10 protein-coding genes, 1 tRNA gene and 1 pseudogene are annotated in these 13,310 nt (G+C 42.6%); 3 read left to right on the top strand and 9 right to left on the bottom strand.

Going from position 1 to position 13,310, the window contains the following annotated elements; genetic code table 11:
• Positions 1–7 precede the first annotated feature (7 nt).
• The 5 genes and pseudogenes from FWE23_02070 to FWE23_02050 form a co-directional block, all read right to left on the bottom strand.
• Entirely contained in the window at positions 8–961 is a 954-nt protein-coding gene (locus FWE23_02070) for a hypothetical protein (GenBank protein MCL2844224.1), read from the bottom strand.
• A gap of 3 nt (positions 962–964) precedes the next feature.
• Positions 965–1,825 (bottom strand): hypothetical protein, encoded by an 861-nt coding sequence (locus FWE23_02065; protein MCL2844223.1) that lies wholly within the window; start codon positions 1,823–1,825, stop codon positions 965–967.
• A gap of 17 nt (positions 1,826–1,842) precedes the next feature.
• Positions 1,843–2,028: pseudogene (locus tag FWE23_02060) on the bottom strand (helix-hairpin-helix domain-containing protein).
• 300 nt (positions 2,029–2,328) lie between these two features.
• Positions 2,329–2,619: an Asp-tRNA(Asn)/Glu-tRNA(Gln) amidotransferase subunit GatC gene (gatC, locus tag FWE23_02055; GenBank protein MCL2844222.1), complete on the bottom strand. Its 291-nt coding sequence runs from the start codon at positions 2,617–2,619 to the stop codon at positions 2,329–2,331.
• Positions 2,620–2,638: 19 nt separating this feature from the next.
• Positions 2,639–4,903 carry a UvrD-helicase domain-containing protein gene (locus FWE23_02050; protein ID MCL2844221.1) on the bottom strand — a complete coding sequence of 755 codons (2,265 nt, stop codon included), beginning with the start codon at positions 4,901–4,903 and terminating at the stop codon, positions 2,639–2,641.
• A 106-nt stretch (positions 4,904–5,009) separates the two neighbouring features.
• Here FWE23_02050 and mnmA point away from each other — a divergent pair, with 106 nt between their 5' ends.
• Positions 5,010–6,077: a tRNA 2-thiouridine(34) synthase MnmA gene (gene mnmA / locus FWE23_02045; GenBank protein ID MCL2844220.1), complete on the top strand. Its 1,068-nt coding sequence runs from the start codon at positions 5,010–5,012 to the stop codon at positions 6,075–6,077.
• Between the two features lie 184 nt (positions 6,078–6,261).
• On the opposite strand, the gene FWE23_02040 is transcribed toward mnmA, so the two are convergent.
• From FWE23_02040 to FWE23_02025, 4 genes are all read right to left on the bottom strand, one after another.
• Positions 6,262–7,284 carry a flagellin gene (locus FWE23_02040; GenBank protein MCL2844219.1) on the bottom strand — a complete coding sequence of 341 codons (1,023 nt, stop codon included), beginning with the start codon at positions 7,282–7,284 and terminating at the stop codon, positions 6,262–6,264.
• A gap of 155 nt (positions 7,285–7,439) precedes the next feature.
• The gene (locus tag FWE23_02035; GenBank protein ID MCL2844218.1) at positions 7,440–8,444 is read right to left on the bottom strand and encodes a glycosyltransferase; all 1,005 of its coding nucleotides are present in this window, start codon (positions 8,442–8,444) and stop codon (positions 7,440–7,442) included.
• The gene (argA, locus tag FWE23_02030) at positions 8,441–9,751 is read right to left on the bottom strand and encodes an amino-acid N-acetyltransferase (GenBank protein MCL2844217.1); all 1,311 of its coding nucleotides are present in this window, start codon (positions 9,749–9,751) and stop codon (positions 8,441–8,443) included. Before argA ends, FWE23_02035 begins: the two co-directional genes overlap by 4 nt.
• The gene (locus FWE23_02025; GenBank protein MCL2844216.1) at positions 9,748–11,979 is read right to left on the bottom strand and encodes a GGDEF domain-containing protein; all 2,232 of its coding nucleotides are present in this window, start codon (positions 11,977–11,979) and stop codon (positions 9,748–9,750) included. Before FWE23_02025 ends, argA begins: the two co-directional genes overlap by 4 nt.
• Positions 11,980–12,163: 184 nt before the next feature.
• On the opposite strand from FWE23_02025, the gene FWE23_02020 reads away from it, so the two are divergent.
• Both FWE23_02020 and pyrC read left to right on the top strand, forming a co-directional pair.
• Positions 12,164–12,235 (top strand) — tRNA-Glu (locus tag FWE23_02020).
• A gap of 40 nt (positions 12,236–12,275) precedes the next feature.
• A complete protein-coding gene (gene pyrC / locus FWE23_02015) occupies positions 12,276–13,304 on the top strand; it encodes a dihydroorotase (protein ID MCL2844215.1) in 1,029 nt (342 codons plus the stop codon).
• The last annotated feature ends 6 nt before the right edge of the window (positions 13,305–13,310 follow it).

The raw sequence follows: 13,310 nt of genomic DNA, 5'->3' as shown, positions 1-13,310 counted from the left end.
AGCCGTCTCACTTTACGCTTATAATTATCTGAGCAGTGCCTTGAACGCTACCTTGCGGCGTATTTGTAAGCGTCAGATTTTGGGTGCGGATTGACTCTCTCATAAGAGAAAGCGCCTGTATAAAATTCTTCGTCTGCTGAAAACTGCCGTTAAAATTAAGATTATACGAAAATTCTCTTCGGTTTGGTTCATTTACACTCGATGCAAGAACAAGTCCCTGCGGCACCTGCAAACCCGACGAACGAGCCAAGCGAACAACTCTGTTTTTAACATCATCTAATTGCAAACGGGTCGGAATAGCGTCGGGGTCTATAGGGTTTTGGATAATTTTTAAGGGCGCAGGAGTAAAATTCGCTTCCAAACGGAAATCAAAAAAGTCGCCGACAGCACGAATATTTGTTTGTGGACGAGCTTTCAATTCCCATTCATCGGTATTTGCCCTGAACTCTGCCAAAAATCTTGACACAAGCGCCTGATTAGGTGAAGTTCCTTCGGCAATTACGCTTTCAAAATTAAAAATCCGTATAGTATTAAAGGTTATCCCGTTAGGCACAAGCCGAGTAAATTCTTCGAGAAGAAGAGACGTAAATTTTACCTCGTAATTCATTCGCTCAAACTGAGACATATTTTCTTTGTTTATTTCTAAATTTACAGGTAATTGCGCGACAACTGCTTGCGGTGCAACTGCAACTTCGGGAGTACCCATTATATTTTTCGCAATATTTTTGTATATTTGTTTTGCCGCTTCCGAATAACGTTGGTCTTCCTGCACCGCAAACTCTTTGTTTGTCCCGAAGTCAATATCAAAACCAAATATATAGCTGACCAAAATCACCGAACCAAGAGGAATAAGTATAAGCGCGACAATCAAAAAAATAATTCCCGCTCCCCTTTTTACTTTTCCTTTCGGATAAGCCCCCACAATATACGAGGGGGAATTTGCCAAATTCATATCAATCATAATCTACACCTTATCCATTGAAAGTGAAACCGCCGCACAAAACGCAAAAGAATGTTTATTTAATAATTCCTTGTCGTCCGTATCAGGAACGCTTACGCGATTAAACGGGTTAAGCATTATACATTCTTCAATATCACCCGCTATAATTTTTCCGTATTCTTTGTCGGCAAGCAAGTCGCCCGTGATATAAAGCGGAGTTTCCGCCGTTAAGCCGTGTATTTCGCTGATTTCTGCACGTGCTTTCATTATTTCTTTCGATGTAATCGATTGCTCCGAATGTAGCGAATTTTCCATAATATGCTTCAATTTTCCGTTTTCAAGATAAGCGAAAGTCATTTGATTTCTGCTCAAAGAAGCGATAAGCATTTGCTCTTCCGCTTTATAATTCATACTGAAAGCATTTAAGACCGCGGCTACAGGCGGCTGAATTGCGGAGACTTTTAAGCCGAGCCGAGCGACTTGTTTAGTATAAAAATCTATGTCTTTTATTTTGGAGCCCGCAACAAAATACGTGTCTTGGTATGTATGAAAAGACGATATGTTGTAATCTCTAACCGCCTCGCCCGTTCGTATAAACATTTCCCAGCTCATCATTTCGGTAATGTCGGGAATTTCGTGTGAAGCAAGGGTCGTAAAGCACACATTTTCGGGACTTTCAAACGAAAGCACCGCCGCGCACGCCCCCTTTTTAGCCAAACGTCTTTTTTGCTTAATAATATCGCCAAATGCCTTTGATACTTGCGCGTATCTGTCCTCATTTCGGTTGAGCCGGCAAATAATCAATGGTGCAACAGACTGCGCCGCACCGCTTCTTGAAGCAATCGTTATATAATCATAACCGATGTAAATTCCGTAAATTTTCACAATCTTTGCTCCTGCTCCTACAACCTTAAAAAGTCCTTCATTGCATTAAATCGTGCTTCACCTATTCCGCGCACTTTCTTTATATCTTCGATTTTCTCAAATTTTCCGTGTTCGTTTCTATAATCAATAATTCTCTGCGCCATTGCGGGACCAATCCCTGTAAGTTTCGTCAATTCGTTCAATCCCGCCGTGTTTATATTCACCTCCAAGGGTGCGTTTTCCGCTGTTCGCGGCGTTCTTGACTGCGCATTTTTTGTCGTCTGCACCGTATTATTTTGAGACGCGAGCATCGCGTCTCTACTAGACGCATCTTCTTTTTTATCCGTCTCAAAAATCGGCATTTCGTCGTCAAAAACAAATTCTTGGACTTCTGCCGCTTGCACAACAACTACGCCAATCGGCGTTATGTTGCCGTTTCTAACAAAAAGAAAAGTCCAAAGCAATGCAAGTCCCACAGCCCAAATAAATATTATTCGGATATGAGTTTTCACTCGCGCGTTCACTTAACCTATCACTTTCGGCACCGCAAAATGTCCTTTTTTCGGCACGGGCGCATTTGCAAGAGCTTCTTCCTGAGTAAATTCTATACCCGCAACATCTTCACGAAAAACACCGCTGTTCGCCGACATATACATTGTTGGCTTTACGCCGTCGGTATTTACTTTTTTAAGCGGCTCCAAGTAGTCAAGCACTTCGTTTACGGACTTTGCCATATCCGCTTTTTCTTTGTCGCTCATTTCTATGCGTGCAATATGCGCTATTTTTTCGATTTCCGCAATATCTACATTTCCCATTTATTACTCCTTTTTTTTCTCAAAGTATATCCAATTTGGCTATGCTTGTCATAAGTTGCTTTCTTACTCCGCCGTCAAACAAAATTGTTGCGCGTTCTTCCTCGGCAAAGCCCGTAATGCTCAAAACTCTCCCGACGCCAAATTTTGTATGGCTCACCATAGTCCCTGCCCGCAATTTTTTTGCACTGCCCGAAAATCCCAAACTTTCGTCTTCCACATAAACGCGTTTTTCAACAAAATCAGGTGTTGCTCGCGTGTTTGGAGTAGAAAATACATTTTTGGAAATGCTCGGTGCGCTATTTCTTTGCGAAAACGAAAAATTATTACCAAAGCCGCCCATATCGTATTCGTTCGCCAAGTTAAACATTGTGTAAGTATTTTTCGGAATTTTGGTAAAAAACGGCGACGGATACATCGGTTTTATTCCGCCGAAACGCATTCTGCGCGCCGCAAAAGAGCAGTTTAGTTCCTTTCGCGCACGGGTAATTCCGACGTAAAAAAGACGGCATTCTTCGTCCATCTTTTGTGAGTCGTCGCGCGACATTCCCGACGGCAAAATATCGTCTTCAACTCCGACCAGAAACACTTTGTCGAACTCAAGCCCCTTTGCAGTATGGAAAGTCATAAGATTAACCGCTTCCGCAGTCCCCTCCGCTTCGTCAATCGCTGATGAAAGCGTTATTTCTTCTATAAAATCGGCTATGTTGCCCTCTTCGTTTTTCATTTGCCAAAAAGACACGGCGTTCACCAATTCCTTTACGTTTTCCGCCCTGTCGTTTGCTTCTTCTGTTTTTTCTTCAAGCAAAATTTTTATGTAATTCGTCTGTTCCAAAACTTCGGTTATAAGGTCTTTTGCGCTTAATTTTTCCATATTTTCGCGGAGATTTATTATAATTTTTCGCAAATCATTAACGCCGTCCGCCGCTTTTGCGCGAAGCAATGTTTGCGCGCCTCCCGAAACAATAAACTCGCCGCAACTAACGCCGATTTCTCGCGCCGCCACAACAATTTTCTCCTGACTTGTCGCGCCTATCCCCCGCGCAGGAACATTTAATATTCGCAAAAGCGATACGTCGTCCTGCGGATTTACCAAAAATTTAAGGTACGCCAGAATATCCTTGATTTCTTTTCGCTCGTAAAACGACATTCCGCCGACAACCACGTATGGCGCTTTCCCCTGCAAATGCTGTTCAAAAAGTCGCGACTGCGCGTTTGTGCGATACAAAACAGCAATTTCGCTTGGAGAGTGTCCTTTTGCAATCGCCGAAACTATTTCGTTGCAAACCCGTTGCGCTTCCATAAGATCGCTCGAATAATTATAGACTTTAACGTTGCTTCCGTCTTTTTTGTTTGTCCATAACTCTTTTCCCGAACGTTTTTTTACGCTTGCTCCAATCATAGTGTTTGCGAAGTTCAGAATTTGCTCGGTAGAACGATAATTCTGCTCTAACTTAAACTTTTTTGCATTCGGAAAATGATGCTCGAAATTCAAAATATTTTCGATTTGCGCGCCTCGCCAACTATATATCGACTGGTCGTCGTCCCCCACCGCAAAAACGGGAGTTTTGCCACCTGAAAGCAACTGTATAAGCAAAAATTGCACGTGATTTGTATCCTGATATTCGTCCACAAGTATAAATTTGAAGTAATTTTGGTATTTTTTCAAAGTTTCTTTGTCGCTGTCAAAAAGCATAAGGGTTTGAAGCATTAAGTCGTCGTAATCCATAGCGTTTGCTTTTTTGAGCGCGTTTTGATAACCCGCGTAAAGTTCCACGATTTTTCTGTCGGAATATGCGTTAAGTTTAGCAAAAAGCGCCTCGGGAAGTTCAAATCTGTTTTTGTGCGACGAAATAATCGAAAGCATAGACTTGACAGGATAACGCGCTTCATCCGCGCCCGCCTCTTTCATAACGGATTTCAGAAGCGTTTGCTGGTCGCTTGTGTCGTATATGGTAAAATTCCGAGTAAAGCCGATTTTTGCCGCTTCGGTATGCAAAATTTTGGAACAAAGCGAGTGAAAAGTTCCAATCCACATACCTTCGACGCTCTGCCCTATGGCAAGCGCGACGCGCTCCCGCATTTCGTTGGCGGCTTTTTTGGTGAAAGTTGCGGCAAAAATTTGGTTTGGATAAAGATGTTTTTCTTTAAGCAACCAAGCTATTTTTGAGGTGAGCACCTTGGTTTTTCCTGTTCCCGCTCCCGCAAAAACAAGTTCGCTTCCGCCATCGTAAAATACCGCCTCTCTCTGCACTTTATTCAGCGAATTAATAATTTCGTCATACATTTACGACGGTCGCCTCCATTTTTTATTGTAATTTCACAAACAAAATACTATATTCCCACGCAAAAATAGTATTTTTGAATAAAAAACAAAGGATTTTGACGCAAATATGCAAAACAACAAAGACGTAATGATAGCAATGAGCGGTGGAGTGGACAGCAGTGTCGCCGCATTACTGCTGAAAGAGCAAGGATACTCTCCCGTAGGCGCAACAATGTGCTTTGGACTTGTGGATGTGGACGGCAATCCCAAAAGTTGCTGCGACCCGCGAAGTGTTGCGGACGCAAAAAGAGTATGCACAAAATTAGGCATACCGCACTATGTTTTCGATTACGCAGACGAGCTTAAAGAATATGTAATCGACAACTTTGTTGAAGAATACAAAATCGGGCAAACGCCAAATCCTTGCGTTCGTTGTAATACTTTTCTTAAATTTCAATCTCTCTTAAGCCGCGCAAAAGAACTCGGACTTTCCAAGATTGCCACAGGACATTACGCAAAAATTACAGAAGACGAGGCGGGCTTTCACTTGGAAACAGCCGACGACAAACTAAAAGACCAAAGTTATTTCTTATGGGGAATAAAAAAAGACGACTTACCCGACATTCTTTTCCCCGTCTGCGACATAGAAAAACCAACTCTGCGAAAAATCGCCGAAAGCGCAGGACTTCCAACCGCACAAAAACAAGAAAGTCAAGATATATGCTTTGTAAGCAACGGAAATTACAGAACACTGCTCTCTCAATACGGAATTAAATCGCAAATTGGTAAAATGCTCCACACTGACGGCAGAATTTTAGGCGAACATTCGGGCATAGAAAACTATACGGTAGGACAGCGAAAAGGACTTGGAATTGCTCTTGGCGAACCTGCATTTGTTTGCGAAATAGACCCCAAAAACAACACCGTAATTATCGGAAGCAGAAACGACCTTAATGCAAACGGTTGTATCGTAAAAGACTGCAATTTTCTCGAAAAATTAGAAGATTGCCACCAATTCAGCGTAAAAATCCGCTCAACAATGGCTCCCGTAAAATGCAAAGTAGAAAAAACAGACGAAACAAGCGTAAAAATTATTTTTGAAGAACCGCAATTTGCCATAACCCGCGGACAATCCGCAGTTGTTTATTGCGAAAACCGCGTAGTTTTTGGCGGTATAATCCGCGAGCGCGTATAAAAAAACGTAGGGGCGGGTTTCAAACCCGCCCAAATAACCCGCCCAAATAATCCGATGAAATAAAATCGCCCAAATAATCCGATGAAATAAAATCGCCCAAATAATCCGATGAAATAAATTTGCATAAAGTAAGGGCAGGTTTGAAACCTGCCCCTACACAAAACAAATAATAAATATATCGCTATTACCTTATCAACGACAACACGTTCTGCGGGACTTGGTTTGCTTGTGCAAGCATAGCCGTCGCTGACTGTGTAAGAATTTGAGAACGTGAGAACTCCGACGATTGAAGCGCAAAGTCCGCGTCTCTTATCTGGCTTTCCGCCGCCGCTTGGTTGGTAATAGAAATATCCAAGTTATTCACCGTACTTTCCAAACGGTTAACAAACGAACCAACGTCTGCACGCAAATCATTCACCTGTTTTATCAATTCGTCAAGGGTACCAATTGTCCGCTGTGCAAAGTCAGCATTTACAACCGTCCCCGCAAAGCCCATCAAACTTTCAAGGTAATTAGAATAATCTTGGTTATTCAGCACAGGCGGAATTTGAGTAAGGTCCATACTAAGGTCAGGTTCAGCACCAGTCGCCAACGCGTCTATCCACGTCTGCCAATGTCCATTTACACCATTAGCAGCACCGGGATTGGCGGCGTTTTGAAAGTTAGGGTGTCCGGGATATTGAGTTATATCAAGTGGGTTAAGAGGTATATTAATGCTGTCTATACCACTCGTATCGTTTGCATCAATCCACAATTCTTTATTCAGATCTCCGCCCAAACGCTGAAGATTATCAACGTCCAAAAGTTTCATTCCGTTAAAGTTTGTCGCTCGGCTTATTCTGAGAATTTCCGACGTCAATTGTTGGAATTCCAATTCCATATATTGGCGTTCAACACTGCTGTAAGTAGCGGTAGCCGCCTGAATTGCAAGCTCACGCTGACGTTGAAGAATTGCCGAAATTTCGTTTGTCGCACCTTCCGCAATGTTGAGTGCGCTGATACCGTCCAAGGCATTTCTTTTTGCTTGTTGCGAACCGCGAATTTGCGTACGCAAGCCTTCCGAAATTGCCAAACCCGCCGCGTCGTCGCTTGCTCTGTTTACTCTTAAACCTGTCGATAATCTTTCCAAGTTTTTGACAAGCCCGCGATTGTTAATAGCAAGAGCCCCCTGTGTGACTGTTGCAGGTGAATTGTGATTAATTCTCATAATAATCCTCCTGATTATATTAAAATTCCTTTTTTTTACACCATCGGTATGCAATGTGCGTGCCAAACCACTGTTTAGTTGCGAATTGCAAATTATGGATTACGAATTTACTTAGTTCTCAGCAAGATTTTTCTGAGTTTGCGGGAATTTTTTGCCTAAATTTGCCTGTCTTTCCAGCGCAATTTTACAAAAAACAGCCCAAATGTTAGAGCGATTGTCTCTATAAAAAAGAAAAACGGAAGCAAGAATATATGAATTACACCTGTTTTATGCTTCAAAAAAACAGGCATCAGAAGCAATATCAAAATAAAAGATGGAAAAATCAGCAGATTGCCTAAAGCAAAAACAATCAAAAGTGCCGCTAAAATCGGGTCTTCTTTAATACCACCCTTAACCCAACGAAGCGTTTGCTGAAAAAATTTATTAAACGGCACAGGCAACGTGTACGCCAACGCTTCAAATTTTTTTGTGCAAACAACTTTAAATCCGCTTTTTTTTACAGCAGAAAGCAATTTTTTATCTTCGACAAGCGAAAAATCGAGCGCCGCTTGCCCGCCGATTTTTTTATACGCCGCCGCAGATATTGCCAGATTGTTGCCCATAGCCGAACCTTCAAGCTTGAGTTTGTTGAAAATAAATGCAAGAGAAAACAAAAAGTCTAATTGCGCCTTCTGGATAACAGCAAGAATATATGTAAGGGCAGGTTTCAAACCTGCCCCTACGCAATCACAAACAATCCCCGTTCTCCCAAAAACAAAATCAGCCTTGTTCTCTTCAATGGTAATTCTGTAATTCTCAATCCAATTTTCTGCAAAAATCATATCCGCATCAGTGAAAAGCAGGTATTCATATTGCGCGAAACTTGCCCCTATATCGAGCGCATTTTGTTTGGAGGAAATGTTTGGGTTATTAGGGAAATCTTTTCGGTGCAATAATCGTAGGGGCGGGGTCTGCCCGCCCAATTGCAGGTGTTTCTGATTTGGGCGGGCAGACCCCGCCCCTACATATTCCCGCACAACCTCCCCGCCGCCATCATCGGAAAAATCGTCTATCATTATTATTTCGTATTTTGCAGATGTAATTTGCGCCGAAAGCGATTTCAGTAAGCCATCGAGATTTTCTTTTTCGTTTCTGAAAGGAATGATTACGGAAAAATTCATCGCAAATTCAAAACCATTATACGCGAATTTCTTTTGCTGTTATATGTTTCACGCTTTGTTTTTGGTAGATTTTCGGGGGTGGTCTCTACAAAACCCAATTCCTCAAACCAATCGCTTGTTTGTACCGTTAAAAGAAAACAGCGTTTCTTGCCCTGCGATTTTGCAAGCGCCGTCAGAAAAGATACCATTTTTTTTCCTATACCCATTCCGCTGTAAACGCTATCGACCGCAACGCAACTTATTTCTACCCAATCTTTTTCGTAAGGAACAAGCGCGGCACACGCGTGCAAAATTCCATCGACCTCAAAACCGTAAAATTTATCTATCATTTCTTCGAGGTCGGCGTTTGTTCGCTCTATCAGTATGCCTTTTTCTACAAGCGGGCGAGTTATTCGTAAAATTTCGGGAATGTCGGAATATGTCAGCTTGCGGATATTGTCGTATTCGTTGGTGTAAATCATTGTTCCCTGCCCTATATTGCCGAAAATCTCTTTAAGGAGCATTCCGTCGCTGTGTCCGCCTACTATATGTACGCGCTTTACGCCGTTTTGCGCCGCCTCGTATGACAACTGCAAAAGTTTCGTTTCTTTACGCTTCAGGTTTACTTCTTCGACTTTGGCATTTTTTCGCTCGTCCAGAACTTTCTTTGCTTCTTTTACGGTTAGTTGCGAAATCGGAGAGCCGTCTATTACTACGCCGCCGAAATCTGTTGCAAAAAACAGTTTTTCCGCGCCCAAAGCAACGCTTATTTTAAGCGCCAGTTCGTCCGACGAAATATTATACGCTTTCCCCGACAATCCCCAGCCGATATTAGGAAAAATGGGTATCATACCGTTATTGAGAATTTTCATAACCGAGTCGCTGTCAACCTTGTCCACGAGCCCTGTGTATTGATAATCAACGCCGTCAATCACGCCCATTCCGCGCGCTCTTATCCAGTCGCCGATAACCGAATGTGCGCCGTTTTCCGCAAACATCGTCATTATTTGATTGGCAACGTCAAACGCCGCCATTTTTATGAAAGGAATTGCCTCTTCACTTGAAATTCGCACGCCGTTATGCTCTTGGAGGTCTATGTTAAACGATTGCAGAATTTTTTCTATCCGTTTGCGCGTTCCCGGAATAATAACCACCTTTATACCAAGATTATGCAAAAGCACAACGTCGCGAATAAGAACGGGAAAAAGCGGATGCGAAAGAAGTCGCCCATCCGTCTTTATCACAAAAACAGTGTCTTTGTATTTCTGCAAATAACCAAACATCTGGCGGATAGTATCTATTTGGTCGTGCTGTAATTCGCCGTTCATTGCCTCGAAAGTCCCTTTTTCCTCTTTTTTGCTTTTTCTTCGTATAAGACATTATCGGCGCTGAGCATTGCAGCCTCAAAACATTCTTTCGACGCGCTGTCCAACGCAACACATCCCACACTTGCCATAACGTTATACGAATGATGTTTTTCAGAGTTGTATTCATCAAGTTTTTCACGCAGACGATTAACAAGACGGTCGGCGTTTTCTCTTGATTTAACGGACGAGAATATTGCAAATTCGTCGCCACCCAATCGTCCGACAATATCTTCTTCTCTGAACATCTCTTTCAAAATTCTCGCAAAAGCAGAAATTGCAACGTCGCCTTCTTTATGACCGAAATTATCGTTTATGTATTTAAGTCCGTCCATATCCAAGAACAATACGAGCGGAATAATTTCCGTTCTTCTGTATAAATGCTGAAGCCGCGAATACACAAACTGGAAGAAGCCGCGTCTGTTAAGAAGTCCCGTCAGTTCGTCGGTTATGGAAAGCGTTTGGACTTTCGCAAGCAATTCCGCACCCCTTACGGCAGTTGAAACGCTTATGCGCAAGGTCTCGTATGCGTCGGAATTAAGGTGGCTTTCGTAAGGCAAAAGCATAACCCCGAGTTCTTCGTCTTCAAAAAACAGCGGAATAAAGAAAAATGCTCGCCTCTCCCTTGCAAACAACAGCCTTTCGTCGGAAGTGCATTCCGAAAAAGATACGCTGGGATTGCCGCTTTGCTTTATGTTAAATCTTCTGGTTTTATCAAAGCCTATTAAAATGTCTATCGACCTGTCGCCTTCAACATCAGAATTTTTTACGGGCTTGTGATACAAACCTATAAGCGCCGAATTTATAGAAATTTCGGGAAGCGAACGCGCCAATTCGTCATTCAGAGATTCTATGCAAAAGCTGAGGGCTATGGAACTTGTAACCCGACGCAAAAGTTGTTGAGCGTCAAGCATTGCCAAATCCTGTACCTTTTCGTCCTTTATGCGAATATCGTGAATAAACATTGCGGCGGAATTAAGCGCCAAAATTACGGCGTTTGCGTCGGGCAATTTATCTTTGTATAATTTAACTCCGTCCGAAAGAATATTCAACGCCGCATACCACTGGCTGAAATCCCGCGACTCGCGTCCGTAATAAATCAAAATATCGCTGAAAAGGTGCAAAAACACTTTAGAGTCAAATGAAGCTTGCGAAATTTTTTCGACCAAAGCAGTAGCCCAAGAATGAATATTTTGCCCCGAAGCGTTATTCTTAAAAAGCGTCATATATTTACTCAACACAAAAGAGTAAAGCGAGTTGGTTGTATCTGCGCTTTCGTTAATTTCCACCTTAGTCCCTATAATTGACTGTTCCAGACAACCGCAAGACTGACGCGGCACAAAAACAGGCGGGACGTAATTGACATTATCGGGAGTAAAGCCGTTAATTTTATCGAAAAGCGTTTTTGCGCTTGCCATACCTATTTCAAAAAACGGCTGACGCGCCGTACTTATTGACGGAATAGACGATTCCGCTACTCTGTCGTCGTCAAATCCCGTAACCGAAACGTTTGTCGGCACCAAGATATGCCTGTCGTTAAGCTCTTTTAATACGCCGACCGCAGTCTCGTCATCGCTCGCCACTACAGCGTCAAAGTCAAGTCCTCGATTATCTATCAACTCCACCATTGCCGCTTGCCCCGTCGCTTGGCTAAAATGCCCGGGCAAAACATACCGCTCGTCAAATTCAATGTTGTTTGCAGAAAGCGCCTTTTTGTATCCCTGTAAACGCTCTTCCGCTTCGGGGTGCCCGTCGGGTCCTTTTACAAAGGCAATTTTTCTCTTTCCGTGAACTTCTATCAAATGCTGAACAGCGGCAAAAATTCCGTCTTCGTTATTAACAAGAATGGAAGGCACGCCCGACATCAAATAAGAAACCGATATAACAGGTAAATCTTTGGGAACTTTGGCTGAATACTCACGAAATTTTTCAAGCCCTACATCTTCAGCGATAAATCCTGCGAATATAATTAAACCGTCTAAACTTTTATTGTTTCTGATTGCTTCAAAGCAAGTCTCATAATGTAGCATAAACACGTCTTCGCGCGTTTGGTAAGTACCTAAATATGCTGTCAGTTGTATATCATTCAGCTTTGCAAACCCTACTATCCCGTCCCATATTTTGCATTGACACGTATTATCTATTGCGGAGAACAAAACTCCAAAATGAAGTCGTTTCTTTTCTTTCGTCAATTACACACCTCCTGTATGTACTATTTTCAAGTTGCATAAAAATACATTGCGCCACTAAGTTTGGGGGACTTTATTCATTTTTATTCAAAAAAACATTTTTTTTAAAGAAAATCACATTTTTTACGATTATCCCTTGCGCGGATATTTGGCAATATAGTATTTTCACTCCGCATTTTAGATTTATGCACCCATCGTCTATCGGTTAGGACTCAAGGTTTTCATCCTTGCAAGCGGGGTTCGACTCCCCGTGGGTGTATTCTCCCTCTTCTTTCCTCAATATTTTCGGAGGATTTTCTATGAAAAACGAGATTACAATAATTCAGCCCGATGATTTCCATTTGCATATAAGAGACAACGAGATTATGTCGGTCGTACTTCCCCACACAGCGCAAGTTTTTGCACGGGCAATAATTATGCCGAACTTAAAACCGCCGATAATTACGCTTGACGATGTCAAAAACTATCGCGACAGAATAATGCAAGCGGCGAAAAATCCGAATTTTGAACCGCTTATGACTATTTATCTGACCCACGACCACACTCCCGCCGACATCGAAGCGTTTGCAAAATCAGGACTTATAACGGGAATAAAAATCTATCCGAGCAACGCCACGACAAACTCGCAAGCGGGCATAAGCGATTTCGACAAAATAGCCCCTGTCTGCGAAGCAATGGCGAAGCACAATCTTCCGCTTCTGCTCCACGGCGAAGTAAGCGACGCAAACGTCGATGCTTTCGACAAAGAAAAGCGTTTTATTGACGATATTTTAAGCAAAAAGATAATGAAAACAGCAGGACTAAAAATAGTTTTGGAACATATTACCACCAAAGAAGGCGTTGATTTTGTGTGCGATAACGAAATTGCGGCAACAATAACCGCGCATCATTTGCTGATGAACAGAAACGCAATCTTTGAAAACGGAATAAATCCGCACAATTATTGCCTTCCCGTTCTAAAACGCGAAACTCACCGCCAAGCACTGCTTAAAGCGATAAAAATGCCTTCCAAAAAATTTTTCCTCGGAACAGATTCCGCTCCACACCCCAAAAGCGCAAAAGAAACAAGCGGCGGATTTGGCGGAATTTATTCGGCATTCGCCGCGCTCCCCCTTTACGCCGAAGCATTTGAAGAAGCCGACGCTTGGGAAAATTTCGAGAATTTCTGCTCCAAAAACGGCGCGGATTATTACGGTCTTCCGCACAATAAAGATACGATCACTTTAGTCCGCGAGCCGTGGACTGCCCCCGCCGAATTTAAGGTAAATGAGCAGATTTCAATCGTTCCTATGCGAGCGCAAAAAGAAATCAAATGGCGCATAAAGTGAGATTTT

It is taken from the genome of Chitinivibrionia bacterium (assembly GCA_009779925.1).
Classification (GTDB): domain Bacteria; phylum Fibrobacterota; class Chitinivibrionia; order Chitinivibrionales; family Chitinivibrionaceae; genus WRFX01.
The sequence above is the reverse complement of the archived record's forward strand: the minus strand, read 5'-3'. Positions and strand labels throughout refer to the sequence as shown.

Bases quoted from the DNA above. Each gene is read 5' to 3' on its own strand.
- FWE23_02070 (MCL2844224.1), bottom strand. From the start codon at position 961: ATGATTGATATGAATTTGGCAAATTCCCCCTCGTATATTGTGGGGGCT.
- gatC (MCL2844222.1), bottom strand. From the start codon at position 2,619: ATGGGAAATGTAGATATTGCGGAAATCGAAAAAATAGCGCATATTGCA.
- FWE23_02050 (MCL2844221.1), bottom strand. From the start codon at position 4,903: ATGTATGACGAAATTATTAATTCGCTGAATAAAGTGCAGAGAGAGGCG.
- mnmA (MCL2844220.1), top strand. From the start codon at position 5,010: ATGCAAAACAACAAAGACGTAATGATAGCAATGAGCGGTGGAGTGGAC.
- FWE23_02040 (MCL2844219.1), bottom strand. From the start codon at position 7,284: ATGAGAATTAATCACAATTCACCTGCAACAGTCACACAGGGGGCTCTT.
- FWE23_02035 (MCL2844218.1), bottom strand. From the start codon at position 8,444: ATGAATTTTTCCGTAATCATTCCTTTCAGAAACGAAAAAGAAAATCTC.
- argA (MCL2844217.1), bottom strand. From the start codon at position 9,751: ATGAACGGCGAATTACAGCACGACCAAATAGATACTATCCGCCAGATG.
- pyrC (MCL2844215.1), top strand. From the start codon at position 12,276: ATGAAAAACGAGATTACAATAATTCAGCCCGATGATTTCCATTTGCAT.